Raw genomic sequence first — 26,354 nt, 5'->3', positions numbered from 1 at the left:
CACCATCGGCCTCATGGACAGACTGCGTCAGCTGCGGCGTGCCAAGGACGCCATGGACCGGGACTGGGCCGACCCGGGCCTGGACCTCGACGCGGTCGCCGCCCACGCCGGGTACTCGCGGTATCACTTCCTCCGCGCCTTCAAGGAGGCGTACGGCGAGACGCCCGGCCAGTATCTGACGCACCGCCGGATCGAGCGGGCGGAGGAGATGCTCCGCGCCGCGAACCTCACCGTCACCGAGATCTGCCACCTCGTCGGCTTCAGCAGCCTCGGCACCTTCTCCGCGAAGTTCAAGGCACGGACGGGGCTCAGCCCCACCGAGTACCGGGCCGAGCATGTCGGCAGCGGCGCCTCCCTCATACCCGGCTGCTACGCCCTGCTCTGGGCCGGAGGGTTCCCGCGCAGGAGCGCAATTTCCGAGAAGCGCGCCGAGCGCCCCGCTGCCTACCGTGACGGACAGGAACAGCAACCGTCCGGCAGGAGTACCGAGCCATGATCCAGGGTCTGGCCATCACCACCGTGTGGACCTTCGACCAGCAGCGCACCAAGGCCTTCTTCACCGAGAAACTCGGCTTCGAGGTGCGCAACGACATCGCGATGGGTGACATGCGCTGGGTCACCGTCGGCGCCAAGGATCAGCCCGGCGTCGAGCTCGCCCTGATGCGCCTGGACGGGCCGGGCCTCGACCCCGAGTCCGCCGAGGCGCTGCGCAAGCTGGTCGCCAAGGGGGCGATGGGCGCCGGGGCGTTCCGCACGGACGACTGCCGGGGGGACTACGAGACCTTCAGGGCCAGGGGCGTCGAGTTCGTCCAGGAGCCCAAGGAACGGCCGTACGGCATCGAGGCGATCTTCCGCGACGACAACGGCAACTGGTACTCGCTGACCCAGCGCAGCGAGGAGCTCGACTTCTCCAAGGAGTTCTGAGCATGACCACGGGGACAGGGCCCGATCACACCGCCGTCCGCACCGCCCTGTGGCGCGCACTGCACCTGCGTGCCGATCCGCCGCCGTACGTCGTGGAGGACGAGGTCGGGCTGCGGCTCGCCGAGCCGGAGTCCGGGGACGACTGGCGGGGCCGGCCGGACATGGACGTCGACGCCACCCGGCGGACCCGGGCGTCCATCGTGGCCCGGGCCCGGTTCGTCGAGGACCTGGTGGTGGCGGAGGCCGGGCGCGGGGTGGACCAGTACGTCCTCCTCGGCGCCGGGCTCGACACCTTCGCGCAGCGCCGCGCCGACGACATCGCCGCGGCCGGGCTGCGGGTGTTCGAGGCCGACCGGGCCGGAGCCGTGGCGTGGAAGCGGCGGCGGCTGGCCGAGCTGGGGTACGGCGTGCCCGAATGGCTGCGGCTGGTGCCGGTGGACTTCGAAGGGGACTGGTGGGGGCAGCTGGTGGACGCCGGGTTCGATCCGGGACGGCCGGCCGTGGTCGCCTCGGCCGGGGTCACGATGTACCTCACCGAGGACGCGCTCGCCGCCACCCTGGGGCATATCGCCAAGCTCGCGCCGGGATCGACGCTGGTCACGACCTTCCTGCGGCCGATCGAGGACGTCGAGCCGGACCAGCGGGAACAGCTGAGGGTGGCGCAGCGGGGCGCGCGGGCCTCCGGCACGCCCTTCCTGAGCTTCTACGCGCCCGAGCGCATGGCCGCCCTCGCCCTGGCGGCCGGCTTCCGGGAGACCCGGCACGTGCCCGCCGAGGAGCTCGCCGAGCGTTACTTCGCCGGGCGGACGGACGGGCTGCGCCCGTCACGCGGGGAGGAGATCCTCGTGGCCCTGACCTGAAGGCCCACCGGCGAGTGGCTCAGCGGTGACCTGCGGGCCGGTGGGGGCTTGTCGCGCAGTTCCCCGCGCCCCTAAGGGGCGCTACCGGCTCCCCGCCTGTGCCGGGCCCGGCAGCATCGGGTAGCTCCCCGTGGCCGTCGGTGCGTGTTCCGGGAGCCACAGCACGGCCACCGCACCCTCCGCCGGGATGTGGTCGGGTGCGCCCGCCGGACGGACGTTGCGGAAGGTCAGGCGGGCGCCCAGCACCCGGGCCTGGCCGGCCGCGATGGTCAGGCCCAGCCCGTGGCCCTGGCCCGCGCGGTCCGCGCTGCCGGTGCGGAACCGGCTCGGGCCCTCGGCGAGAAGCGCCTCGGGGAAGCCGGGACCGTGGTCGCGGACCCGGATGACCCGGCCCTCGACGGTCACCTCGATGGGCGGCTTGCCGTGCCGGGCCGCGTTGGCGAGCAGATTGAACAGCACCCGCTCCAGGCGGCGCGGGTCGGTCGTGACCTCCGACTCGTGCACCACCCGAACCTCGATCTCGGGGTCCTTCGCGGCCACCCGCCGGGCGACGAACTCGCCCAGCATGATGTCCTGCAGCTCGGCCCGCTCGGAGGCGCTGTCGAGCCGGGCCACCTCCAGGACGTCCTCGACGAGGGTGCGCATCGCCTTCGCCCGGTCCAGGACCAGCTCGGTCGGACGCCCGGGTGGCAGGAGCTCGGCCGCCGTGAGCAGGCCCGTCACCGGCGTCCGCAGCTCGTGCGCGATGTCGGCCGTCACCCGCCGCTCGGCCTCCAGGCGCTGCTGCAGCGCGTCCGCCATCGCGTCCACCGCGCGCGCCAGGTCGTCGGTCTCGTCCCGTACGACCCCGCCGATCGCCTCCCGCACCCGTACGTCCGGCTCGCCCTGGGCGACCTGGTTGGCCGCGGCCGCCGCCTTGCGCAGCCGGCGCGAGAGCTGTCCGCCGATCAGCACGCCGAGCGCGCTGCCGCCGAGCACGACCGCGATGGAGCCGATGACGAGGGCCTGGTCGAGGTCCTTGAGCACGTTGCTGCTGCGGTTCGGGAAGGTGCCGTGCAGGGACAGCACACGGCCGTCCTTGGCCTGCACCGCCGCCCAGATGTCCGGTGCCCCGTGCCCGTGGTCGATGACATCGGTCGCCCGGCGGCCCGCGTCGACCTTGTCGCGCAGGGCGTCCGGCAGCCGGGGGTCGTCGACCTTGACGTCGGGGAAGTTCGCCCGCCCGTACAGCTCGTAGTTGCGCTGGGCGATCTGCAGCCGCTCGTTGGACAGGTCGCGGGCGTTGTCCAGCATCGAGACCCGGGCGGCGTTGTGCACCACCAGGCTCAGTGCGATCGCGACCAGCGCGCCGACCAGCGCGATCGCCGCGCTCAGCTTCCATCGGAGCCCGGTGCGCAGACCCGGACCCCGGTACCGGACGAATCTCGTGATCCCCCGCATGACCGCCCCGCTCAGGCCTTCAACTTGTAGCCGAAACCGCGGACCGTCTCGATCCGGTCCTGGCCGATCTTCGTGCGCAGCCGCTGCACATGGACGTCCACGACCCGGGTGTCCCCGCCCCAGCCGTAGTCCCAGACGCGTTCGAGCAGCTTGTCGCGGGAGAGTACGGTCCCCGGTGCCGAGGAGAACTCCAGGAGCAGCCGCATCTCGGTCGGGGTGAGCGCGACCGGCTCCCCGGCCCGGCGCACCTCCATGCCCTCGGTGTCGATCTCCAGCTCCCCGAAGGTCAGCGGGCCGCCGTTCACCTCGGCCGCGTCCGCAGAGGGCCGCTCGCCGCCGCTCGCGTGCCCGAACCGGCGCAGTACCGCCCGGATCCGGGCGACCAGTACGGCGCCGTCGAACGGCTTGGTGACGTAGTCGTCGGCGCCCGCCTCCAGGCCCAGCACCACGTCGATCGAGTCGGCGCGCGCAGACAGCATGATCACCGGCACGGTGGACTCGTCCCGGATGCGCCGGCACAGGCTGACCCCGTCCAGACCCGGGACCATCACGTCCAGCAGGGCGATGTCGGGCCGGTCGGCGCGGAACGCCTCCAGCCCGGACAGCCCGTCGGGCATGGCGGTGACCGCGAAGCCGTCCCGCTCCAGCGCGAGCTGGGTGGCCTCGCGGATGACGTCGTCGTCCTCGACGAACAGGACGTGGGTCTGGTCTGCCATCCCGGCTCTCTCGTGTTGTCGGTGTGGGGTCAGCCGGCGGCGGAGGGGTCCTCGGTGGTGTTGCCGCCGGCCGCGTTGCCGTAGTCGGTGTGGTGGAAGTCCTCCTGGACGAAGTGCCCCCCGGCCCAGGTGTACGTGATCACGTTCTCACCCGACGGACTCGACACCGGGTCGCCCTTCTCGTACACCTGCTTGGTCACGCTCAGATCGCCCTTGTCGATCTCCGCGTAGATCGGGGACTCCTCGGCCTTGAAGACATTCTTGTACGCGCCGCTCTCGCTGCGGTACACATACGCCCCGACCCCGACCGCGTCCCCGCAGGTCAGCACGTTGACAACGACGTCCTCGACCGAGCCTCCGGTCAGATCGCCGTATGTCACGTCGACCGGGTACTCGTCGCCCGCGCAGGGCTTCAGGTCCCGCTTCACCGTGGCGGACACCGCCGGGTCGGCCTTCACCAGGGCGACCGCGTCGACCTTCTCGTACGTCTGGGACGGATTGGGCGAGGGGGCGGCGGCGGCCGGGGCGTTCCCGACCGAGTCGGCGTGCGCCGGGCCCTCGTCACGGGCTCCGGTGCCGCCGGTGCCGCAGGCGGCGGCGAAAAGGGCGAGGGCGGCGAGCACGGCCGCCGCCGTGATCACCGCCTGGGCACCCGCCGGGCCCCTGTCGGGCCCTGCGTCGGTCATGCCGCGCAACGCTCCCGCTCCTCACGCTCCAGCGCGCGTGCGTCGAGGTCGCGTGACTCCAGCTCCTCGCGGAGCCGGGCGAGCGCCCGGTGCAGCGTGCTCTTGACCGTTCCGGCCGACATGCCGAGGGCGGCGGCCGTCTCCTCCGTGGACATCTGCTCCCAGTGTCGCAGCACCACGACACTGCGCTGCTTCGGAGCCAGAACCTTCATGATGTCCATAAGGAGCGCGCGGTCCGCGTGCTGCTCGGTGGAGTCGTCGACGCAGGCGTCGGGCAGCTGCTCGGTCGGGACCTCCTCCAGTTTGCGGGCCCGCCACCACTCGGTACGCGTGTTGATCATGACCCGGCGGAGATAGGCGTCCGCGAGCTTCTTGTCCGCGATGCCGTCCCAGCGGCCGTACGTCCGGACGAGCGCGGTCTGCAGCAGGTCCTGTGCGTCCGTCGGGTCCGGGACCAGCCGGCGCGCGCTGCGCAGCAGCGCGTCCTGCCGGGTGCGGACGTACTCCTCGAATTCGAGCACCTCGCCCTGCGCCATGATCAACCGCCTCCCGATCCCCGTTTTTTCCCCGGCCCCTGTGCCTGAGTTGCCGCTGTCCCGCGGTCCTGGCGGGCACAGAAACGAAGTTACGGACCTGTTGTCACGGGGCTGTGCGGAGCAGCCTGCGGGTAGCAATCGGCTGTCCGTCGGTTGTGTAACGGAGATGAGTTCGGGGTAAGCGATCGTGGACTTATGTCCCACTGTATGGCGATTTGCCAGGTGGCCGGGGTCGTAACACAGCCTCTTCCGCTGTGATGTGGCTGTACGTCAGCTCAGCGGAAGCCGGTACAGACCGTCCGCGAGCGGCTCCACCAGCCCGTCCGAGACCAGCCCGTCCAGCGCGCGGGCGCGTTGCACCGGCTCGTGCCACACCCGGTCGAGCGCCGCCTGCGGCACAGGGGCGTGCGCCTCGCGCAGCACGGCGAGCAGCTTGCCGCGTACCTGCCGGTCCGTACCGGCGTACGTCTGCCCGCGCCGGGGCGGACCCTCGTGCTCCGGCTTGCCGGCCAGCCGCCAGGCGCACGCGCCGGCGATCGGGCACCGCTGGCACGTCTCGTTCTTCGCCGTGCACACCAGCGCGCCCAGCTCCATCGACGCGGCGGCCCAGCGGGCGGCGGTCTTCTCGTCCTCCGGCAGCAGCTCGCGGGCGAGTCTGCGCTCGGCGGCGGTGGTGGCGTTCGGCGGGTACTGCACACCGGTCACGGCCCGCGCGAACACCCGCCGCACATTGGTGTCGAGCACGGCGTGCCGCTGCCCGTACGCGAACGACGCGACCGCCGCGGCCGTGTACTCCCCGATCCCCGGCAGCGCGAGCAGCTGCGCGTGATCCGTCGGTACGTCCCCGCCGTGCCGTTCCGTTATGGCTACGGCGGCGCCGTGCAGCCGCAGGGCGCGGCGCGGGTAGCCGAGCCGGCCCCAGGCGCGGACCGCCTCGCCGGGCGCCTCCTTGGCGAGGTCGGCGGGGCGCGGCCAGCGGGCCAGCCACTGCTCGTACACGGGCAGGACGCGGCTCACCGGCGTCTGCTGCAGCATGAACTCGCTGACCATCACCCCCCACGGGCCCGCCTCCGGGCGGCGCCAGGGGAGGTCACGGGCGTGGGCGTCGAACCAGGCGATCACGGGGGTGTGGAGCGTCTCAGTCATGTCCCTTCCGATCCTGCCACGTCCTGCGGCGGCCGGGGTGGACGTGGTTCGCGGCGGCGGCGGGGTTGACGCCGTGCGCGGTGAAGAGGGGCCGTGCTGGCGGGAGTTGCCGGAATGATGATCCGGAAAAGTTGAGGTTTGGGCGGCGGGTGGGGCGAGGAAGTGCACGGATCTCTCGTACAGTTTGGGCCGTGGGATCTCTGCGCAATCCGGTCGGGCCGCTTCCCTCCTCCATCTACTGGCGACGGAGGGGCATCATGCTGTCCGTCGCCGCCGTGCTGGCGCTGCTGATCGCGTGGATCGTGACGTCGGGCGGCGGGGGCGGAAAGAAGACCGCCGACGGGTCGAACGGCAAGAATCCCGTGTCCACGATCACGCCGGGGCCGTCCGGCAGCGGGCCGGCGATCAGCCAGGCACCGGGCGGGCGGGACGAGTCGAGCGGGGGCGGTTCGGGTGCCGGCTCGGGTTCGGGATCCACGTCCGGTTCCGACGGCGGGAGTTCGGGCGGATCGGGGGGCGACTCGTCGTCCGGCTCCGGCGGTTCGTCGTCCGGATCGTCCGGATCGTCTGGCACATCCGGATCGTCCGGCTCGGGCGACGATGTGACCTCGGGTTCCGGCGGTACGGTCGCCTCGCTGCCGGGGACCTCCACCCTCCCCAACTGCACAGCCGCGGCTGTGTCGTTGAGCCTGAAGAGCCTGCGCAACTCCTACTCGCCGGAGCAGACGCCGACCTTCGAACTCACGGCGAAGAACACGTCGTCCAGTGACTGCAAGGTCGATCTCGGGCCGAAGAACGCGGTGTTGACGATCACGGCGGCCAGTGCGGACAACAGTTACTGGTCGTCGGCGGACTGCCCGAAGGCGGCGGCGAGCCGGTGGTACCGGGTGCCGGCGGGCAGCACCATCACCTACACGCTGAAGTGGGACCGCAAGCCGAGCGCGGCGAACTGCGCGACGCCTTCGGCGGGGTCGGCCGGGGCGGGGACGTACCTGCTGCAGGCGGAGACCCCGGGCTTCACGAAGACACAGGCGTCGTTCGTGCTGTCGGCGGACTGACACGCCCCGTCAGGGGCGCGGGGCTGTATCGATATGCGGCTCCACCGCGTGGGCGCGATCAGCCCCCACTCACCCGCACTCGCCACACGACGCACCCCGTCGAGCTACTGGGCGAAATCAGACATACCGCTCAAGAATCGAGGACTCGGCCAGTCGCGACAGCCCCTCGCGTACGCTCCGTGCCCGCGCCTCGCCGACCCCGTCCACCGTCTGCAGGTCATCGACGCTCGCAGCGAGCAGCTTCTGCAGGCCCCCGAAATGCTCCACCAGCCGGTCGATGATGGCCCCCGGCAGCCGCGGCACCTTCGCCAGCAGGCGGAAGCCGCGCGGGGACACCGCCGAATCCAGCGTCTCCGGCGAACCCGTGTAACCCAACGCCCTCGCCACCGTCGACAGTTCCAGCAGCTCCGCATGGCTCAGGGCATCCAGCTCCGAGAGCGCCTCGTCGACCGTACGGGACCGCTTCGCCGTGGGCTCGGGGACGTAGTCCCGCACCACCAGTTCCCGCTCGGGCTCGACCCCGGCGATCAACTCGTCCAGCTGGAGCGCGAGAAGCCGCCCGTCGGTGCCCAGTTCGACAACGTACTCGGCGATCTCCGTGGCGATCCGGCGGACCATCTCCAGGCGCTGGGCGACGGCCGACACGTCGCGGACCGTCACCAGGTCCTCGATCTCCAGCGCCGACAGCGTTCCCGCGACCTCGTCGAGCCGGAGCTTGTACCGCTCCAGGGTCGCGAGCGCCTGGTTCGCACGGGAGAGGATCGCCGCCGAGTCCTCCAGGACGCGGCGCTGACCGCCGACGTACAGCGCGATCAGCCGCATCGACTGGGAGACGGAGACCACCGGGAAGCCGACCTGCTTGGAGATACGGTCCGCCGTCCGGTGCCGGGTGCCGGTCTCCTCCGTCGGGATCGTCGCGTCCGGTACGAACTGGACGCCCGCCCGGAGGATCTTCGACAGGTCGGACGAGACCACGATGCCGCCGTCGAGCTTGCACAGCTCGCGCAGCCGGGTCGCCGTGAACTCGACATCCAGGACGAAACCGCCCGTGCACATGGTCTCGACCGACTTGTCGGAGCCGAGCACGATGAGACCGCCGGTGTTGCCCCTCAGGACCCGCTCCAGGCCGTCCCGCATGGACGTGCCCGGCGCCACGGCGCTCAGCGAGGCGCGCATCAGGCCCTCGGAACCGGCACTCCCACCGGACTTTCCGGGAGCCGCTGCCCGGTCGTTGGCTGCCACTGCACTCCTCCGGTCGCAGGTTCTGAGGCGCTCCCGCACCCGCACTCGGTTCGTACGGACGGGCGAGACCAGGGCAAAGTCTACCGGCGCTGCTCCGCCTCCTGTGGGGCCTCCCGGCGACGGGAGCGCGGCAGCACCCGCAGCGCGTCCCCCATGTCGGCGACTTCCAGGACCTTCATGCCCGGCGGGATCTTGCCCGGATCGCCCGGTACGAGCGCGTGCGTGAAGCCGAGGCGGTGCGCCTCCGTGAGCCTGCGCTGGACGCCGGTGACCCGTCTGACCTCGCCCGCGAGGCCGACCTCGCCGATGGCGACCAGGTTCTTCGGGAGGGGGGTGTCGCTGGCGGCGGAGGCCAGGGCGAGGGCGATGGCCAGGTCGGCGGCGGGCTCGGAGAGCTTCACCCCGCCGACCGTCGCGGAGTAGATGTCCCGCTTGCCGAGCGCGCTGATGCGCCCCCGCTGCTCCAGCACCGCCAGCATCATCGAGACCCGGGAGGTCTCCAGTCCGGAGGTCGTCCGGCGGGGGGAGGGGATCTGTGAGTCGACGGTGAGGGCCTGGACCTCGGCGACCAGCGGGCGGCGGCCCTCCAGGGTGACGGTCAGACAGGTCCCCGGGACCGGTTCGTCACGTCGTGTCAGGAAAAGTCCGCTCGGATCGGCGAGGCCCGTGATGCCCTCGTCGTGCAGTTCGAAGCAGCCGACCTCGTCGGTGGCGCCGTAGCGGTTCTTGACCCCTCGGACGAGGCGGAGGCGCGCGTGCCGGTCGCCTTCGAAGTGCAGGACCACGTCCACCAGGTGCTCCAGCAGGCGCGGACCTGCGATCGCGCCGTCCTTGGTGACATGGCCGACCAGGAGCGTGGACATGCCCCGATCCTTCGACGCGCGGATGAGGGCCCCGGCCACCTCCCGCACCTGGGCCATGCCACCGGGCGCACCGTCGATCTCGGGGGAGGCGACGGTCTGCACCGAGTCGAGGATGAGCAGCGACGGCTTCACCGCGTCCAAGTGGCCGAGGACGGCGGCCAGATCGGTCTCGGCGGCGAGATAGAGGTGGTCGTCGATGGCGCCGATGCGGTCGGCGCGCAGCCGGACCTGGCTCGCGGACTCCTCGCCGGTGACATAGAGGGTGCGGTGCTCGTCGCTGGCCGACTTGGCCGCCACGTCGAGGAGCAGGGTGGACTTGCCGACGCCCGGCTCGCCCGCGAGCAGCACGACCGCACCGGGGACCAGGCCGCCGCCGAGGACGCGGTCCAGCTCCGGGACGCCGGTGGTGCGGGCGGTGGCCTGGCGGCCGTCGACCTGGCCGATGGGCACGGCGGAGGTGGTGACACGGCCGGGTGCCGTCGTACGGACCGCGGGCGTGCCGTACTCCTCGATCGTCCCCCAGGCCTGGCACTCGGGGCAGCGGCCGAGCCACTTGGCCGTCTGCCAGCCGCACTCGGTGCAGCGGTAGGACGGACGGTCCTTCGAGGTCTTGGTACGGGTGGCCATGCGGAAACCGTAGCCCCCGCCACCGACAACGGGACCGCCGTGGCCCGCGTGACGGGTGTGGGTGGACCGGTCCCGGCCACGCGGTGTGAGGAACGAGCCACGGAATGGAGGGCTCCTGTCCCCTTATGAGGGATCGTTTCACCCGTACGGATTAAAAGTGCTCAAGCCGCAAGAAGGTGCCATACAGCGCCGCCTACGGTCGCACGGGTGATGAGCAGCAGCCCGGAGACCACGACCCGTACGACCGGCGCGCACCGGGCGGACCGGGAGGCGCGCACGGCGCGCGATCGTACGGCGGCGCGCACGCTGGCGCAGCGACCGCCGGCACGCTACGAGCAGTACCTGGACGGGCTGTTCACCTACTGCCTCTCCGTGCTGTGCGACCACGACGCGGCCACCACCGCCCTCGCGGACGTCCTCGCGCTCGCCGAGCGGCGCGGCCAGCGCGTCCCGGACGCCGTCGGCGACCGCCGCGCCTGGCTGTACGCGCTGGCCCGCTGGGCCTGTCTGCGCGGCCTCGCCCAGGCCAAGCAGAAACGTCAGGCCACCCATGCCGTGGGGCGGCACAGCGCCGCCGAACCGCCGCTCGCCACCGAGAACCAGGAGGAGCGGCGCCGCGAACTCGCCCAGCTCGCCTGGCCCGAGGCCGCTGGCACCACCCCCGAGCAGCGCGAGGCCCTCGAACTCGCCGTACGCCACCACCTGGCCGCCCACGAGGTCGCCGCCGTCCTCGGCATGGACCTGGCCGCCGCCCGTGAACTGCTCTCCTCCGCCGCCTGCGAGGTCGAGCGCACCCGCGCGGCCCTCGCCGTCGTGGAGACCGGCGGCTGCCCGAGCGTGTCCCACCTCACCGGGGACAGCCAGCTGGTGCTCAGCAGCACGCTGCGCCGCGAGCTGGTCCGGCACGTCGACGACTGCCCGCGCTGCCGCCGTACCGCCGAGCGCGCGGCACCCGGACGGTGGCCCGGCGCGATGACCACGCCCGCCGAACTGCCCGTCCTGGAGGCACCCCGCGCGGCCCTGCACATGGTGCTCGCGCACCAGCCACGCGCGCGTGGCGCCGCCGTTCCGCGCTTCGACCGGCGCGGCTTCCCGATGGACCCCAAGGACCGTGCGGCCCGGCGCGACCGGCTCCGCGCGCGTGCCGTCACGACGACCGTGGTCGCCACGGTGGTGGCGGCGCCGGTGCTCGCCCTGTGGGCCGCGTACCGGGGCTCGCCGGCGGGGGAGGCCCACGAGGGGCCGTCCGCGACCGCGCGCGAGGCCGCCGGCCCCGACGCGCTCGACGGCGCCGACGCGGGGGGCTACGAGAACGCCGGCAACGCCGGCACCAGGCCCGGACCGCGCATCGGGAAGGACGGCAAGGCCGACGTCTCGGTGGAGGTGGTCGGTGTGGTCGGGGGCGGCAAGAAGCCGGCCGGTGCGGGGCGCCTCGCGGTGACCGCCGACAACGAGGGCGACACGACGCTGATCACGCTCGCGGCGTCCGGGGACTCGGCGCTGCGGTGGTCGGTGGCCACGCCCGCGGGCTGGCTGTACTTCTCGCGGTCCTCGGGAACGCTCCGGCCGGGCGAGTCGTTCACGATCAAGGTGTACGTCGATCATCTGCGGGAGCCGGCCGGGCCCTGGCGCGCGCGGGTGGCGGTGGCCCCGGCGGGGGCGGTGGTGTCGATCAACGGGTACGGGACCGCTCCGCGGAGGGGGACGCCGACGCCTACGCCCACGGCGACCGAGCCGGCGTCGGCGACGCCGACATCGCCGGCCGGTGAGCCGCCGACGTCGGCTTCGCCCACACCGACGCCCACGGAATCGGACACCGCCGGTCCGACGGGGTCGGCTTCGCCGACGGAGAGCGAGAGTGCGGGTTCGTCGGCGAGTCCGTGAGGTGGGTCGGCTGTTCGGAGGCTGCGGGCCGGTGGGGGCTGGTCGCGCAGTTCCCCGCGCCCCTAGCGGGGCGCTGGATCCGCCGGATGCGGGGCCAGCAGGGGGAGCTGTCCTGCCAGGCGTTCCTCGCAGAGTTCCACCAGGCGGTCGTAGCCCGCCTTGCCCATCAGCTCGGTCAGTTCCGGGCGGTACGACACGTACACCGGGTCGCCCGCGCCGTGTGCCGAGGTGGCCGACGTGCACCACCAGTGCAGGTCGTGGCCGCCCGGGCCCCAGCCCCTGCGGTCGTACTCGCCGATCGAGACCTGGAGGACGCGGGTGTCGTCCGGGCGGTCGATCCAGTCGTACGTCCGGCGGATCGGGAGCTGCCAGCAGACGTCCGGCTTGGTCTCCAGCGGCTCGCGACCTTCCTTCAGCGCCAGGATGTGCAGCGAGCAGCCCGCGCCGCCCGCGAAACCGGGGCGGTTCTGGAAGATGCACGAGCCGTTGAACGGGCGGGTCTGGCGGGAGCCCTCCTCGTCCTCCGAGATCCAGCCGTTCCGCGTGCCCTCGTCGTGGTGCTGCCAGACCTCCGGCGTGAGCCTCGCCACATGATCGGCGACCCGCTTCTCGTCGTCCTCGTCGGAGAAGTGCGCGCCCAGCGTGCAGCAGCCGTCGTCCGCACGGCCCGCCTGGATGCCCTGGCAGCCGCTGCCGAAGATGCAGTTCCAACGGGAGGTCAGCCATGTCAGATCACAGCGGAACACCTGCTCGTCGTCCGCCGGATCAGGAAATTCCACCCATGCGCGCGCGAAGTCGAGGCCCTTCTCGTCCGCTGCCAGGGCCTTCTTCGCCGTCTTCACCGGCTTCACCCGCGAAGAACCGTCGGCAGATTTGGCGCCCTTGTGGTCCTTCGTCTTTTTCGTCTTTGGCACCCGTCCAGGGTATGTCGCCCGAGGCGGCATCGGGGACGGCTCCGAGCACCGGTTATGTCCCAGGTGGCAGTAGCGTTCCGTACATGAGACTCGGTGTCCTCGACGTGGGATCTAACACGGTGCATCTGCTGGTGGTGGATGCGCACCCCGGCGCGCGCCCGCTGCCGGCGCACTCGCACAAGGCGGAGTTGCGTCTTGCCCAACTCCTCGACGGCAACGGGGCGATCGGCCCCGACGGGGTCGAGAAACTGGTCGATGTCGTCCGTGTCGCCCTGCAGGCCGCGGAGGACAAGGGCGTCGAGGACCTGCTGCCGTTCGCCACCTCCGCCGTGCGCGAGGCCAGCAACGCCGATGACGTCCTCGCGCGCGTGCAGGCCGAGACCGGTGTCGAGCTCCAGGTCCTCACCGGCTCCGAGGAGGCCCGGCTGACCTTTCTCGCGGTACGCCGCTGGTTCGGCTGGTCCGCCGGAAAGCTGCTGGTCCTGGACATCGGCGGGGGCTCCCTGGAGATCGCGTACGGAATCGACGAGGAGCCGGACGCGGCCGTCTCGCTGCCGCTCGGCGCAGGCAGGCTCACCGCGGGCTGGCTGCCCGGCGACCCGCCGTCCGCCGACGACATACGGTCGCTGCGTCGCCATGTACGCGCCGAGATCGCCCGTACGGTCGGCGAGTTCAGCCGCTTCGGCGCCCCCGACCACGTGGTCGCCACGTCGAAGACCTTCAAGCAGCTGGCCCGTATCGCCGGCGCGGCCCGCTCCGCCGACGGCCTCTACGTCCAGCGCGAACTCAAGCGGGACTCCCTGGAGACCTGGGTCCCGAGGCTGGCGGCCATGACCACGGCCCAGCGGTCGGCGCTTCCGGGGGTCTCCGAGGGCCGGTCGGGGCAGCTGGTGGCCGGTGCCCTGGTGGCCGAGGCCGCGATGGACCTCTACGGGGTGGAGAACCTGGAGGTCTGCCCGTGGGCGCTCAGGGAGGGCGTCATCCTCCGGCGCCTCGATCACATGGGATCGGCGTAGCCGCGCGGGGGCACGGCCCAGCCGCGCGGGCGCGACCCTGGTCACAACGGCGAGTAGCCGCCCCCTTCCCGCCCGCCCCCACCCCGTAACCTGTCCCTCGTGGCAAAACCAAGGGACGTCGTCCGCATCCCGGATGCGAAGGTCGCGCTCTCCACGGCCTCCGTCTACCCGGAGTCGACGGCGACGGCCTTCGAGATCGCCGCGCGCCTGGGCTACGACGGTGTCGAGGTCATGGTGTGGACCGACCCGGTCAGCCAGGACATCGAGGCCCTGCGCAGACTGAGCGACTACCACCGCATGCCGATCCTGGCCGTCCACGCGCCCTGTCTGCTGATCACCCAGCGGGTCTGGTCCACCGACCCCTGGGTCAAGCTCCAGCGGGCCCGGGCCGCGGCCGAGAAGCTGGGCGCGAGCACGGTCGTGGTGCACCCGCCGTTCCGCTGGCAGCGCCAGTACGCCCGCGACTTCGTCGAGGGGATCTGGCGCATGGCGAACGAGACGGACGTGCGGTTCGCGGTGGAGAACATGTACCCCTGGCGTTATCGCGACCGCGAGATGCTCGCGTACGCCCCCGACTGGGACGTGACGAAGGACGACTACCGGCACTTCACGATCGACCTCAGCCATGCCGCCACGTCCCGCACCGACGCCCTGGCCATGGTCGACCGGATGGGCGACCGGCTCGGCCATGTCCACCTCGCCGACGGCCGCGGCTCCGCCAAGGACGAGCATCTGGTGCCCGGCCGCGGGACCCAGCCGTGCGCCGAGCTCCTGGAGCGCCTCGCGTTCACCGGCTTCGACGGGCATGTCGTCATCGAGGTCAACACCCGGCGCGCCATGTCCGGCGCGGAGCGCGAGGCCGACCTCGCGGAGGCCCTCGCCTTCACCCGTCTGCACCTGGCCTCGGCCGTGAAGGTGCCCCGCCGGTGACCGGTAGCGAGAACGCCGGTACCGAGAACCCCGGTAGCGGCAGCGGTGGCCACGCCGGCAACGGCACCGGTGACAACGGCAACGCTGGCACCGGCGCCCGGCGCCGTGGCCGCCCTCCGCGCACCGAGTCGGCCGACACCCGGGACCGTATCCTCGCCGCCGCCCGCGAGGAGTTCTCCGAACGCGGGTACGAGAAGACGTCCGTACGGGGTATCGCCAAGGCCGCCGGGGTCGACTCCGCCCTGGTCCACCACTACTTCGGCACCAAGGAACAGATCTTCGAGGCCGCGATCTCGGTCGCCTTCGCCCCCGCGCTCAACGCGCCGACCGCGATCGCCGAGGGCCCGCTGGACGGGGTCGGCGAGCGCCTGACCCGCTTCATCTTCGGCATCTGGGAGAACCCCACCACCCGTACGCCCCTTCTCGCGATCGTCCGCTCGGCCGTCAACAACGACGCGGCCGCCGCCGTCTTCCGCCGCCTGATCTCCACCCAGCTGCTGCGCCGGGTCGCCGGACAGCTGAACCTCCCGGACGCGGAGCTGCGCGCCGAGCTGGCGGCAGCACAGCTGGTGGGCTGCGCGATGCTCCGCTATGTGATCAAGGTGGAGCCGCTGGCCTCGGCGGATCTGGAGCAGATCGTGCGGCGGATCGCCCCGGTGGTGCAGGGGCATCTGACCGGGCCCTGAGGCCGATCCTCCCGAGACACGCATCCCGCATTCCGGACACCCTGTCCCGAGGCCTGAACAACGGGCGTACGCTCAATAGCAGCCCTATCTGTCTGAAGGAGCGAGCGACGATGCCCGAGCTGAGGTCCCGCACAGTCACCCACGGTCGCAACATGGCGGGCGCCCGCGCCCTTATGCGCGCCTCCGGTGTACCCGGTGCGGACATCGGCCGTAAGCCGATCATCGCGGTCGCCAACTCCTTCACGGAGTTCGTGCCGGGCCACACCCACCTGCAGCCGGTCGGCCGGATCGTCTCCGAGGCGATCAAGGAGGCGGGCGGCATCCCGCGCGAGTTCAACACGATCGCCGTCGACGACGGCATCGCGATGGGCCACGGCGGCATGCTGTACTCCCTCCCCTCCCGCGACCTGATCGCGGACTCGGTCGAGTACATGGTCGAGGCGCACTGCGCCGACGCCCTGGTCTGCATCTCCAACTGCGACAAGATCACCCCGGGCATGCTGATGGCCGCCCTGCGGCTGAACATCCCCACGGTCTTCGTCTCGGGTGGCCCGATGGAGGCCGGTCGCGCCACCCTCGTGGACGGCACGGTCCGCACCCTCGACCTGATCGACGCGATGGTCGACGCGGCGAACGAGAACGTCTCCGACGAGGATGTCCTCAAGATCGAGGAGAACGCCTGTCCGACCTGCGGCTCCTGCTCCGGCATGTTCACCGCCAACTCGATGAACTGCCTGACGGAGGCGATCGGCCTCTCCCTCCCCGGCAACGGCTCGGTCCTGGCCACCCACACGGCCCGCAAGCAGCTGTACGTCGACGCGGCCACCACGGTCATGGACATCACCCGCCGCTACTACGAGCAGGACGACGACACGGTCCTGCCCCTCAACATCGCGACCTTCGCCGCGTTCGAGAACGCCATGGCCCTCGACATCGCGATGGGTGGCTCCACCAACACGATCCTGCACCTGCTGGCCGCCGCCCAGGAGGCGGGCGTTCCGTTCGGCCTGGAGGAGATCAACGCGGTCTCCCGCCGGGTGCCCTGCCTCGCCAAGGTCGCCCCGAACGTCGCCAAGACCCGCACGTACTACATGGAGGACGTGCACCGCGCCGGCGGCATCCCCGCCCTCCTCGGCGAACTGCACCGCGGCGGTCTCCTCAACGAGGACGTCCACTCCGTCCACAGCCCCTCCCTCGCGGACTGGCTGAAGACCTGGGACGTCCGCGCCGGCTCCCCGTCCCCCGAGGCGATCGAGCTGTGGCACGCGGCCCCCGGCTGCGTCCGCTCCGCCGAGGCCTTCTCCCAGTCCGAGCGCTGGGAGGCCCTCGACGAGGACGCGGCGGAAGGCTGCATCCGCAGCGTCGAGCACGCGTACTCCAAGGACGGCGGCCTCGCGGTCCTCAAGGGCAACCTCGCCGTCGACGGCTGCGTGGTGAAGACGGCCGGCGTCGACGAGTCGATCTGGACCTTCGAGGGCCCGGCGGTCGTCTGCGAGTCGCAGGAGGAAGCCGTCGAGAAGATCCTCAACAAGCAGGTGACGGACGGCGACGTCGTCGTCATCCGCTACGAGGGCCCCAAGGGCGGCCCCGGTATGCAGGAGATGCTCTACCCGACGTCCTTCCTCAAGGGCCGCGGCCTCGGCAAGACCTGCGCGCTGATCACGGACGGCCGCTTCTCCGGCGGCACGTCGGGCCTCTCCATCGGCCACGCCTCCCCGGAGGCGGCCTCCGGCGGCACGATCGCCCTCGTCGAGAACGGCGACCGCATCCGCATCGACATCCCGAACCGCACGATCGAGCTCCTCGTCGACGAGTCCGAGCTGTCCCGCCGCGAGCAGGCCCTCGGCGGCGTGTACGCCCCGAAGAACCGCGACCGCAAGGTCTCGGCGGCGCTCCGGGCCTACGCGGCGATGGCCACGAGCGCCGACAAGGGCGCGGTGCGCGACGTGTCCAAGCTGGGCTGACCCCCCCCGCAGACACTTCAGGGGCCGCCTCCCACACCGGGAGACGGCCCCTCGCTTCTTTTGCTGTACGACTCCTTTTCGTGACTGCGTGACTCCGCAACGTCACCAGGTGCCGGGATCATCCGCGTCCACGGCGAAGACGGTGCCGTCGGGGGCGGTGGCGTAGATGTGGGAGTCGAGGATCACGGGGGCGGGCACCGAGGTGGCGACCCCGCCCTCACTCCGCCCGAAGCGGGACGAGGTCTGTCCGGCGGCCTTCCCGCTGTTCGCGTCCACCGCCGTGAGCCGCCCGTCGGCAGCCGAGAAGTACACATACCGGTTGTCGGCGACGGGTGCCGAGCCCCGGCTCACCGAAGTCTCCAGGTGCCAGGTTCGCTTGCCCGCAGTCATGTCGACGGCGTCCAGCGACCCGGTGGCGGCCAGTACATAGACCACCCCGTCATGCACGCCGGCCTGCGCGTCCGCGCGCGGTGCCGGGAGCTTGACCCGGCGCGTGGCCCCGGACTCCGGCCTGTAACGGACCACCGCATCGGTGTCGCCGTAGACCGGATCGGTGGCCAGCAGGAAAACCGTCCCGTCCTGCGCGCCGACCGTCCTCAACAGACCCGGCAACCGCTTGTCCCACCGAATCTCTCCGGTGGCCGGGTCCACGGCGGTGACCTGGGTGTCGGCTCCGTCCGTGGACGTACTGGCCACATACGCCGACGACGTGTCCGAGGGGAAGAAGTCGATGCGGGGCGTGCTGCGCCCCCCTGTCGGCCGGCTCCACTTGGTGGTGCCGGTCGCGCTGTCCACTCCGGTGACCGTGCCGTCCGCGCCCGCGAACAGGAGCGTGTCGCCCGCGTACTTCATCCCCACGTCAGCGGGCAGGTCTTGCTGCCATCGAGTCTTGCCCGAGTCGGGATCGAGCGCCGTCACGTGCCGGACCCCGTCCGTGACGAGTTGGACGAGGCCGCCGGAGAAGACCGGGGGCCTGCTCCAGTGGGCGTTCTCGACGGAGTGCCGCCAGAGCACGGCACCGGTCACCGGGTTCAGGGCGAAGGCCACCGACGCCTCGGCGCAGAACAGCTTTCCGTCACCAACGGCGCATTGGGGAGTGGTCGCGCCCTTGGTGACCGGGTTCGCCTGCCAGGCGGCGAAGGCGGCGGCCGTCGTCCTGGGGCTGCTCTCCTGCGGTTGCTGCCTGCTCGCGGTGACCCACTGGACCAGGGCCGCGACCGCCCCCAGCGCGAGAACGACGGCACCCGTGGCCAAGGCGACCCGTCTGCTGAGGCGTGGCCTGAGCGGACGCCGCGGCTCCTCCTGTTTCGGCGGCTCCGGCCTCGCCGTGTCGCTGCCGTCCTCGGCGGAGACGGCCCGCTGTGCCGGTATGAACGCCTGCGTGTCGTACGACGCCGACAACGACCGCAGCCCCCGCATCAGTTCGTCGGGCGTCGGGCGGTCCTCGGGCTCCTTGGCGAGGCACTGCAGCACCAGCGGAGCGAGTTCCTCCGGCACCCCGGTGATGTCGGGCTCGTCATGCACGACCTGATAGGCGACGACATACGGGCTGTCGGAGTCGAACGGCCCACTACCGGTCGCCGCGTGCACCAGCACCGACCCGAGCGCGAAGATGTCGGCGGCGGGCCCGACCTCCCGCGGACGGCGGAACTGCTCGGGCGCCATGAACGGCGGCGTACCGATCAACTTCCCGGTCTCGGTCCGCAGCTCACTGTCCTTTGGCCGGGAAATACCGAAGTCGATGACCTTCGGACCGTCCTCGGCGAGCAGCACATTGCTCGGTTTGAGATCCCTGTGCACCACCCCGACCCTGTGAATGTCGCGCAACGCCTCCGCGAGCCCGACCATCAGCCGGCGCAACTGGGCAGGGGGCATCGGCCCGTTCCGCTTCACGTGCTCGGAGAGGGTCGGGCCGGGGATGAAGAGGGTGGCCATCCAGGGCCGCTCGGCCTCGGGGTCGGCGTCCACGACAGGGGCGGTGAACGCGCCGCTGACCTTGCGCGCGGCGGCCACCTCCTGCCGGAAACGACCCCTGAACTCGCGGTCCTTGGCGAACTCGGCGTGCACGACCTTCACCGCGAGCTTCAGCCCCGAGGTACTGCGGGCCAGGTGCACCACACCCATGCCACCGGAACCCAGGCAGGACTCCAGGCGGTAGTGCCCGGCGTACTCGGGAAGTTCCGCTTCCGCGCCCGCTCCGGTGTTGCGCTGTGGCGTCAAGGGACCACCCCCGTGCTTTTTCCGCGGAGCGCGACGCACGGAGCCTAGTCGATGACTCGTGCGATACAGAGGCGGCTTGCTAGCCTCCGCGTGCGAGTTGCGTACATGTGTTTCGTGGCTCGATCGAGGGGAATCAACGGGACTCCATGGCACTCATGGGTTCAGTGGGGGGAGCAGTACATGTCCGTCGAACGTGTGCAGGAGGCCGAGAACAGCGGCGAGGAGGAGGCCGTCACGACGCTGGCGACATCCGTGCGCTACTACTCGGTCGCCCCGGGCGTCCGCCTGAACGTCCGCAGCGGCCCCGGTACCAGCTACGACATCACCCGCGTCCTCCCCGAGGGCGCCAAGGTTCCGATCTACTGCCAGACGCCGGGTACGACGGTGTCCGGTTACTACGGCACCTCGAACATCTGGGACAACATCAGCAACGGCGAGTTCGTGTCAGACGCCTACGTCAACACGGGCAGCGACGGGTACGTGGCCGACCGCTGCTCCTGATCCGGTCCAGGAGGACTGGGATGACACCCTTAAGACGCGCTTCCGTCCTTCTCGCGGGCTCCGCAGGAGCCTTCCTCATGATCCTTGGCTCGGCCTCGGTCGCCGCCGCCGTATCGACGTACTCGGTCGCCCCGGGCGTCCGCCTGAACGTCCGCGACGGCCCCGGCACCAGCTACAGCATCACCCGCACCCTCCCCGAGGGAACCAAGGTCCCGATCTTCTGCCAGACGCCGGGTACGACGGTGTCCGGTTACTACGGCACCTCGAACATCTGGGACAACATCGACAACGGCGAGTTCGTGTCAGACGCCTACGTCAACACGGGCAGCGACGGCTACGTGGCTGACCGCTGCGCCTGACCCAGCACACCACCCCGACCTGGAGCCCGCGGCCTCCGGCGCCATAATCGTCCCGTGAGCGACGAACCAGGCACCCCGGACACCCCCGCGGGCTCCACCGGCGGACCCCGTCCCGAGCCCCTCCGTTTCTTCGGCACGTCCTGGGTGAACCACGACGACGGCTACACCGCCCGCCGGATCGGCGTGGCCGTGGGCTCGCTCGCCGCCGCCGTGGCCTCCTGCCTGATCCTGCGCCTCGCCTACGAAGGCGTGCAGCTCGCCGACACCGGGTCCTTCGTGACCGTCCTGGTCGTCGCGATGTTCGCCATCTGCAGCGCCCTGGCCTTCCGCAACACCTGGGAGTCCTTCGGCAAGCGCCCCGACCCCGAACGCCAGGCCTCGCTGCGCGGCCTCCTCGCCATCGGCTTCGTCGGCTCCCTGCTCGCCTACTTCTTCCGCTCCCTGACGGAGGCCCCCGGCGAGAAACTCCACCGCACCGAGTACGACACCGCCGTCCAGCAACACGAACACCGCAACACCCGCCGCTCGGGCAACCCGTCGAAGAAGAAGCGCAAGCACTGAGGCCGCCCGTCACTTCCGCCGCTCCGGTTGCCCGGTGAAGGGGAGGTGGCGGCTGTTGCGGCCGTCCGGCGTGGCGGCAGGGACGCACCCGCCGGTCGGCGACCGCTGCGTCACCCTCGCCCCTTCGGCCACCCGGCCAAGAAGCGGAAGCGTCGGTCGTGTTCTGGAGGCAGAGGGCGGTCGGTTCGACCCTCCGCCCCCGAAAACCCCCTGTCGCCCCCGGCTCCACCCCCGGGACCATGGCTCCATGACCACAAGCCAGTCGCGCCCCCCGAACCCCGCTCCCTCCCACGCCGCCCGGGCCCACTCCTTCAACGCCGCCGCGGCCCAGTACGCCGAGAACCGCCCCTCCTACCCGCCCGCCCTTCTCGACGCGGTCGAGGAAGAGGCCGGCCGCTCCCTCGCCGGTGCCCGGGTGGTCGACGTCGGCGCGGGTACGGGCATTGCGACCGCCCTCCTGCACGCACGCGGCGCCGACGTGGTCGCGGTGGAGCCGGGGGAGGGCATGGCGGCGCAGTTCCACGCCACGCTCCCCGACGTCCCGATCGTCCGAGGCAACGGCAACGCCCTCCCCCTCGCCGACGGCACCGCCGACTTCCTCACCTACGCCCAGGCCTGGCACTGGACCGACCCCGCCCGCTCCGTGCCGGAGGCCCTGCGCGTACTGCGTCCCGGCGGGGCGCTGGCGCTGTGGTGGAACACCAGCGCCCTCGACGTCGACTGGATTGCCGACTCCGCCGAGCGCATCGGCCGCTTCTTCGGCATCGACGTCCCGACCGAGCAGGGCAAGAGGACCGACCGCACGGACCTCGCCGACCCCAGCGGCCGACTCCGTTTCGCCCGCCGCGAGGTCCGCTGGAGCCGCCGCGTCCCCCTCGACACCCATCTCGCCAACATCTCCAGCCACTCGGCGTTCCTCGTCACCCCCGAGGCCCGCCGCACCGCCTTCCTCGCCGAGGAACGCACCCACCTCCTGAAGGCCTTCCCGGACGGAATCGTCGAGGAGACCTACGTCGTGCTCCTGCTCGTGGCCCTCAACTCCTGAGGAACACCGGCACCGGCCCGCACCAGCGGCCCAGCCGCGGGCCGGTGCCGACTGATCGCGCCCACGCGGCGAAGCCGCACATCGACAAGCCCCCGCCTCTACAGGGGCGCTTCGGCTACGGCGCCCCTCCTCAGCCGACCCGGCTACGGGCAGCCGCGCTTCCCCAACCCCGCACCTGGCCCGGGCCCTTAGCGCCCACCCTGACCCCGGGTCCCGGCCTCGGCCCCCAGCGCCCACCCTGGCCCCGGGTCCCGGCCTCGGCCCCCAGCGCCCACCCTGGCCCCTGGCCCCTGGCCCCGGTTCTGGCCCCCGGCCCCCGGCCCTCAGCCCTCAGCCCCCACCCCGGCCCCCATCCCTCGGCGCACCCCCTCCGCCCGACCCCGACCGGCCTGACCTCGACTGCCCCCGACCGGCCTGACCCCGACCCACCCGGCCCTTGACGCCTCCCACCCCCCCGGAGCATTATTCATCACATGGTGAATTACTCGCCGGAGCCGCCCGAGGCCCCCGGCAACTCAGCCCTGCCGCCCGCCGTCCAGGCCGTCGGACTCACCGCGGTCCGCGGCCCCCGCACAGTCCTCCGCGGCCTCGACTTCGCCGTCCCGCGCGGTCAGATCACCGGACTGCTCGGGCCCTCCGGATGCGGCAAGTCGACGTTGATGCGGTCGATCGTCGGTACGCAGGCCAAGGTCTCCGGCACCCTCGACGTCCTCGGCCGCCCCGCCGGCCACCCCTCCCTCCGCACCCGCATCGGCTACGTCACCCAAGCCCCCTCCGTCTACGACGACCTGACCGTCCGCCAGAACCTCGACTACTTCGGCTCGATCCTCGACCCCGCCCGCCCCACCCCCGACCGCCGCGCCGACGTCGAACGCGTCCTCGGCGAGGTCGACCTCACCAGCCACGCCGACGCCCTCGCCGGCAACCTCTCCGGCGGACAGCGCAGCCGCGTCTCCCTCGCCGTCGCCCTCCTCGGCACCCCCGAACTCCTCGTCCTCGACGAACCCACCGTCGGCCTCGACCCCGTCCTGCGCCGCGACCTGTGGGCCCTCTTCCACGCCATCGCCGCCGACCGCGGCGCCACCCTCCTCATCTCCTCCCACGTCATGGACGAGGCCGAGCGCTGCCACCGCCTCCTCCTCATGCGCGACGGCCAGATCCTCGCCGACGACAGCCCCGAGGCCCTCCGCACCCGCACCGGCTCCGACACGGTCGAGGCGGCCTTCCTCCACCTCGTCGACGAAGCGGCCGCCGACGCCCGCACGAAGGAAACGGCACGATGACCACTCAGACGGCGACCACCGTGACCACCACGACGACCTCGGCGGCTCCCGCCCGCGCCCTCAACCTCTCCCGCACCACGGCCACCGCGGCCCGCGTCCTGCGCCAGCTCCGCCACGACCCCCGCACGATCGTGCTGCTGCTCCTCATCCCGTGCCTGATGCTGGTCCTGCTCCGCTACGTCTTCGACGGCAGCCCGCGCACCTTCGACAACATCGGCGCCTCGCTCCTCGGCATCTTCCCGCTCATCACGATGTTCCTGGTGACCTCCATCGCCACCCTCCGCGAACGCACCTCGGGCACCCTCGAACGCCTCCTCGCCATGCCCCTCGGCAAGGCCGACCTCATCGCCGGCTACGCCCTCGCCTTCGGTATCCTCGCGATCATCCAGTCGGCCCTCGCCACCGGCCTCGCCGTCTGGTTCCTGGGCCTGGACGTCACCGGCTCCCCCTGGCTGCTGCTCCTGGTCGCCCTGCTCGACGCCCTGCTCGGCACGGCCCTCGGTCTTTTCGTCTCGGCCTTCGCGGCCTCGGAATTCCAGGCGGTCCAGTTCATGCCCGCGGTGATCTTCCCCCAACTCCTCCTCTGCGGCCTGTTCACCCCCCGCGCCAACATGCACCCCGCCCTCGAAGCCATCTCCGACGCCCTCCCCATGTCCTACGCCGTCGACGGCATGAACGAGGTCCTCCACCACACCGACATGACCGCGACCTTCGTCAGGGACATCCTGATCGTCGCCGGCTGCGCACTGCTCGTACTCGCGCTGGGTGCGGCCACCCTGCGACGACGGACCGCGTGACCACGGGCGGGGCCGCGGTCCGCCCAGCGGACAACCACCCCGCCCCCCTCACCCCGGTGCCAGACTGAACCGCATGAGTCAGAAAGTCGCAGTCCTCGGCACCGGCAAGATCGGCGAAGCCCTGCTCAGCGGAATGATCCGCGCCGGCTGGGCGCCTGCCGACCTCCTGGTCACCGCCCGCCGCCCCGAACGGGCCGAAGAACTCCGCACCCGCTACGGAGTCACCCCGGTCACCAACTCCGAGGCCGCGAAGACCGCCGACACCCTGATCCTCACGGTCAAGCCGCAGGACATGGGCACCCTCCTCGACGAGCTCGCCCCGCACGTCCCCGCCGACCGACTCGTCATCAGCGGCGCCGCGGGCATCCCCACCTCCTTCTTCGAGGAGCGCCTCACCGCAGGCACCCCGGTCGTCCGGGTCATGACCAACACCCCCGCCCTCGTCGACGAGGCGATGTCCGTCATCTCCGCCGGCAGCCACGCCACCGCCGCCCACCTCGCCACCGCCGAGGAGATCTTCGGCGCCGTCGGCAAGACCCTCCAGGTCCCCGAGTCCCAGCAGGACGCCTGCACCGCCCTCTCCGGCTCGGGCCCGGCGTACTTCTTCTACCTGGTCGAGGCCATGACCGACGCCGGCATCCTGCTCGGCCTGCCCCGCGACAAGGCCCATGACCTGATCGTCCAGTCCGCGATCGGCGCCGCCGTGATGCTCCGCGACAGCGGCGAACACCCCGTCAAGCTCCGCGAGAACGTCACCTCACCCGCCGGCACCACCATCAACGCCATCCGCGAACTGGAGAACCACGGCGTACGGGCCGCCCTCATCGCCGCCCTCGAAGCCGCCCGCGACCGCAGCCGCCAGCTCGCCTCCGGCAAGAAGGACTGACTCCCCAGGGGACGGTGGCTAAACCGCCGCGGCCGCCGCGACCATCTTCTCCGCGGGCCGTCGCCGGGCGGTCCGACGCTCTCAGTAGGAGCGCTGAGCGCCACCCATACGTGGGGCCCGTGAAGTCGAGCGATCGCCGACTGGCGTTCCTGCACTCGGTCACTCGTTCGTGTGAGCCTTGCGGGATTCGAAGAGGGAAGCGAACCTTGGGGCTACGTTTGCGGCATGACGACATCAACGCAAGCTGACCGGGCCGGGTATGCCCGGTACACGTACCGGCTTCGTGTGTCGTCAATGGCCCGTACGGCGCTGCTGGCGGAGTGGGACCGCTGCCGCTGGATCTGGAACGAGTGTGTGGCCCGGTCCAAGAAGGCCTATACGGAGAACGAGAAGTGCGGTCCGGCGATGCTGGACGGGATGCTGACCGTGGCCCGGGCCACGATGCCGTGGCTCGCCAAGGGAGCGTCGGTGCCGCAGCAGCAACTCATCCGTGACTTCGCCAAGTCTCGGGCTAAGGCATTGAAGGACGTCAAGGGCCACTTGCCCGTCAGACAGCGGGCCGGGATGCCGCAGTACAAGAAGAAGCGTGAGGCGGAGCCGACTCTCAACTACACGCGGCGCGGATTTCGGTTGAAGGACGGGCGCCTGCACCTGGCGGGCGGGATCGTACTGACGGTGGTGGTGATCGCGAGACTTGGCTGCCGAGCCGTCATCGGTGCGCGTGTATCGCGATGCTCTTGGGCACTGGTATGCCTCCTTAGTCGTACCCGCTGAAACCGAGCCTCTCCCCGACACCGGTCGCGTGATCGGGATCGACTGGGGTGTCAGGGAGACCGCGACCACTACCAGTGACGCGCACGACCTACCACATGCCCAGCACGGTGGAAAAGCCCGGGCGAAGCTGTCCCGGTACGACCGGATGATGGCCAACCGTAGACCGAAGAAGGGCCAGGCCGCCTCGAAGGGCTATCGTGAGGCAAAGAAGTGGCGGGCGAAGACCTACGCGAAGATCGCCCGGCAGCGGCAGGACACTGGACGCAAGTGGGCCAAAGCCGTCGTCCGAGACCATGATGTGATCGCGGTCGAGGACTTTCGTCCGAAGTTCCTGGCCAGGGTCTCGGCGTCGGGTGAAAACTGGCCGCTGAACGGCGGATCAAAAGGGACCCATTTCGCGATCTTCTGACCAGCCTGATCTTGAACGTCAAGATCG

General features: G+C 71.4%; 25 protein-coding genes and 1 pseudogene. 17 read left to right on the top strand and 9 right to left on the bottom strand.

From position 1 onward, the window contains the following. Positions 1-13: 13 nt before the first annotated feature. From AB0D85_RS42320 to AB0D85_RS42310, 3 genes are read left to right on the top strand one after another with little or no spacing between them, the layout of a single operon-like run. On the top strand, positions 14-496 hold the full coding sequence (locus AB0D85_RS42320; RefSeq protein WP_362333187.1) for a helix-turn-helix transcriptional regulator: 483 nt from the start codon (positions 14-16) through the stop codon (positions 494-496). Continuing rightward, complete coding sequence (locus tag AB0D85_RS42315; RefSeq protein ID WP_362333184.1) at positions 493-924, top strand: VOC family protein; 432 nt, start codon at positions 493-495, stop codon at positions 922-924. Before AB0D85_RS42320 ends, AB0D85_RS42315 begins: the two co-directional genes overlap by 4 nt. Positions 925-926: 2 nt before the next feature. Next, a complete protein-coding gene (locus AB0D85_RS42310) occupies positions 927-1,784 on the top strand; it encodes a class I SAM-dependent methyltransferase (RefSeq protein WP_362333181.1) in 858 nt (285 codons plus the stop codon). Between the two features lie 81 nt (positions 1,785-1,865). On the opposite strand, the gene cseC is transcribed toward AB0D85_RS42310, so the two are convergent. From cseC to AB0D85_RS42285, 5 genes are all read right to left on the bottom strand, one after another. Next, entirely contained in the window at positions 1,866-3,224 is a 1,359-nt protein-coding gene (cseC, locus tag AB0D85_RS42305; protein ID WP_362333178.1) for a two-component system sensor histidine kinase CseC, read from the bottom strand. A gap of 11 nt (positions 3,225-3,235) precedes the next feature. Further along, a complete protein-coding gene (gene cseB / locus AB0D85_RS42300) occupies positions 3,236-3,940 on the bottom strand; it encodes a two-component system response regulator CseB (RefSeq protein ID WP_362333175.1) in 705 nt (234 codons plus the stop codon). Positions 3,941-3,969: 29 nt separating this feature from the next. Continuing rightward, positions 3,970-4,626, bottom strand: a complete 657-nt coding sequence (locus AB0D85_RS42295) for a hypothetical protein (protein ID WP_362333172.1) — start codon at positions 4,624-4,626, stop codon at positions 3,970-3,972. Further along, positions 4,623-5,162 (bottom strand): SigE family RNA polymerase sigma factor, encoded by a 540-nt coding sequence (locus AB0D85_RS42290; RefSeq protein ID WP_362333168.1) that lies wholly within the window; start codon positions 5,160-5,162, stop codon positions 4,623-4,625. The genes AB0D85_RS42295 and AB0D85_RS42290 overlap by 4 nt, the downstream gene beginning before the upstream one ends. A gap of 270 nt (positions 5,163-5,432) precedes the next feature. Next, the gene (locus tag AB0D85_RS42285) at positions 5,433-6,308 is read right to left on the bottom strand and encodes an A/G-specific adenine glycosylase (RefSeq protein WP_362333165.1); all 876 of its coding nucleotides are present in this window, start codon (positions 6,306-6,308) and stop codon (positions 5,433-5,435) included. A 191-nt stretch (positions 6,309-6,499) separates the two neighbouring features. Here AB0D85_RS42285 and AB0D85_RS42280 point away from each other — a divergent pair, with 191 nt between their 5' ends. Next, entirely contained in the window at positions 6,500-7,366 is an 867-nt protein-coding gene (locus AB0D85_RS42280; protein ID WP_362333162.1) for a hypothetical protein, read from the top strand. Between the two features lie 117 nt (positions 7,367-7,483). Here the strand turns inward: AB0D85_RS42280 and disA are convergent, their stop codons facing one another. Next, positions 7,484-8,608 carry a DNA integrity scanning diadenylate cyclase DisA gene (gene disA / locus AB0D85_RS42275; protein ID WP_362333159.1) on the bottom strand — a complete coding sequence of 375 codons (1,125 nt, stop codon included), beginning with the start codon at positions 8,606-8,608 and terminating at the stop codon, positions 7,484-7,486. Positions 8,609-8,688: 80 nt separating this feature from the next. After that, on the bottom strand, positions 8,689-10,098 hold the full coding sequence (radA, locus tag AB0D85_RS42270) for a DNA repair protein RadA (RefSeq protein WP_362333156.1): 1,410 nt from the start codon (positions 10,096-10,098) through the stop codon (positions 8,689-8,691). Positions 10,099-10,305: 207 nt separating this feature from the next. On the opposite strand from radA, the gene AB0D85_RS42265 reads away from it, so the two are divergent. Then, positions 10,306-11,982, top strand: a complete 1,677-nt coding sequence (locus AB0D85_RS42265) for a hypothetical protein (RefSeq protein WP_362333153.1) — start codon at positions 10,306-10,308, stop codon at positions 11,980-11,982. Positions 11,983-12,044: 62 nt separating this feature from the next. Here the strand turns inward: AB0D85_RS42265 and AB0D85_RS42260 are convergent, their stop codons facing one another. Next, positions 12,045-12,896, bottom strand: a complete 852-nt coding sequence (locus AB0D85_RS42260; RefSeq protein ID WP_362333150.1) for a hypothetical protein — start codon at positions 12,894-12,896, stop codon at positions 12,045-12,047. Positions 12,897-12,979: 83 nt separating this feature from the next. On the opposite strand from AB0D85_RS42260, the gene AB0D85_RS42255 reads away from it, so the two are divergent. The 4 genes from AB0D85_RS42255 (at position 12,980) to ilvD (ending at position 17,492) form a co-directional block, all read left to right on the top strand. Then, complete coding sequence (locus AB0D85_RS42255; RefSeq protein ID WP_362333148.1) at positions 12,980-13,912, top strand: Ppx/GppA phosphatase family protein; 933 nt, start codon at positions 12,980-12,982, stop codon at positions 13,910-13,912. Positions 13,913-14,011: 99 nt separating this feature from the next. Next, positions 14,012-14,842 carry a sugar phosphate isomerase/epimerase gene (locus AB0D85_RS42250; protein ID WP_362333145.1) on the top strand — a complete coding sequence of 277 codons (831 nt, stop codon included), beginning with the start codon at positions 14,012-14,014 and terminating at the stop codon, positions 14,840-14,842. Beyond that, entirely contained in the window at positions 14,839-15,528 is a 690-nt protein-coding gene (locus AB0D85_RS42245; protein WP_362333142.1) for a TetR family transcriptional regulator, read from the top strand. The genes AB0D85_RS42250 and AB0D85_RS42245 overlap by 4 nt, the downstream gene beginning before the upstream one ends. Before the next feature lie 110 nt (positions 15,529-15,638). After that, the gene (gene ilvD, locus AB0D85_RS42240; RefSeq protein ID WP_362333140.1) at positions 15,639-17,492 is read left to right on the top strand and encodes a dihydroxy-acid dehydratase; all 1,854 of its coding nucleotides are present in this window, start codon (positions 15,639-15,641) and stop codon (positions 17,490-17,492) included. A 102-nt stretch (positions 17,493-17,594) separates the two neighbouring features. Here ilvD and AB0D85_RS42235 read toward each other — a convergent pair whose 3' ends face one another. Then, the gene (locus AB0D85_RS42235; RefSeq protein ID WP_362333138.1) at positions 17,595-19,712 is read right to left on the bottom strand and encodes a serine/threonine-protein kinase; all 2,118 of its coding nucleotides are present in this window, start codon (positions 19,710-19,712) and stop codon (positions 17,595-17,597) included. A 180-nt stretch (positions 19,713-19,892) separates the two neighbouring features. Here AB0D85_RS42235 and AB0D85_RS42230 point away from each other — a divergent pair, with 180 nt between their 5' ends. From AB0D85_RS42230 to AB0D85_RS42195, 8 genes and pseudogenes are all read left to right on the top strand, one after another. Further along, a complete protein-coding gene (locus tag AB0D85_RS42230) occupies positions 19,893-20,213 on the top strand; it encodes an SH3 domain-containing protein (RefSeq protein ID WP_362333135.1) in 321 nt (106 codons plus the stop codon). Positions 20,214-20,290: 77 nt separating this feature from the next. Next, positions 20,291-20,572, top strand: a complete 282-nt coding sequence (locus tag AB0D85_RS42225; protein WP_362333132.1) for an SH3 domain-containing protein — start codon at positions 20,291-20,293, stop codon at positions 20,570-20,572. A 54-nt stretch (positions 20,573-20,626) separates the two neighbouring features. After that, entirely contained in the window at positions 20,627-21,133 is a 507-nt protein-coding gene (locus AB0D85_RS42220; protein WP_362333129.1) for an EamA/RhaT family transporter, read from the top strand. Positions 21,134-21,380: 247 nt separating this feature from the next. Continuing rightward, positions 21,381-22,178 carry a class I SAM-dependent methyltransferase gene (locus AB0D85_RS42215; RefSeq protein ID WP_362333126.1) on the top strand — a complete coding sequence of 266 codons (798 nt, stop codon included), beginning with the start codon at positions 21,381-21,383 and terminating at the stop codon, positions 22,176-22,178. 473 nt (positions 22,179-22,651) lie between these two features. Next, on the top strand, positions 22,652-23,461 hold the full coding sequence (locus tag AB0D85_RS42210; protein ID WP_362333123.1) for an ABC transporter ATP-binding protein: 810 nt from the start codon (positions 22,652-22,654) through the stop codon (positions 23,459-23,461). Further along, a complete protein-coding gene (locus tag AB0D85_RS42205; RefSeq protein ID WP_362333120.1) occupies positions 23,458-24,258 on the top strand; it encodes an ABC transporter permease in 801 nt (266 codons plus the stop codon). The genes AB0D85_RS42210 and AB0D85_RS42205 overlap by 4 nt, the downstream gene beginning before the upstream one ends. Positions 24,259-24,331: 73 nt before the next feature. Next, positions 24,332-25,144 (top strand): pyrroline-5-carboxylate reductase, encoded by an 813-nt coding sequence (proC, locus tag AB0D85_RS42200; protein WP_362333117.1) that lies wholly within the window; start codon positions 24,332-24,334, stop codon positions 25,142-25,144. Between the two features lie 225 nt (positions 25,145-25,369). Then, positions 25,370-26,258, top strand: a pseudogene (locus AB0D85_RS42195) (transposase); the annotation flags it as partial. Positions 26,259-26,354 lie beyond the last annotated feature (96 nt).

Source organism: Streptomyces sp. NPDC048277, assembly GCF_040652235.1.
Taxonomy (GTDB): Bacteria; Actinomycetota; Actinomycetes; order Streptomycetales; family Streptomycetaceae; genus Streptomyces.
Note: the sequence above shows the minus strand (reverse complement) of the source record. Positions and strands in the feature narration are given on the sequence as shown.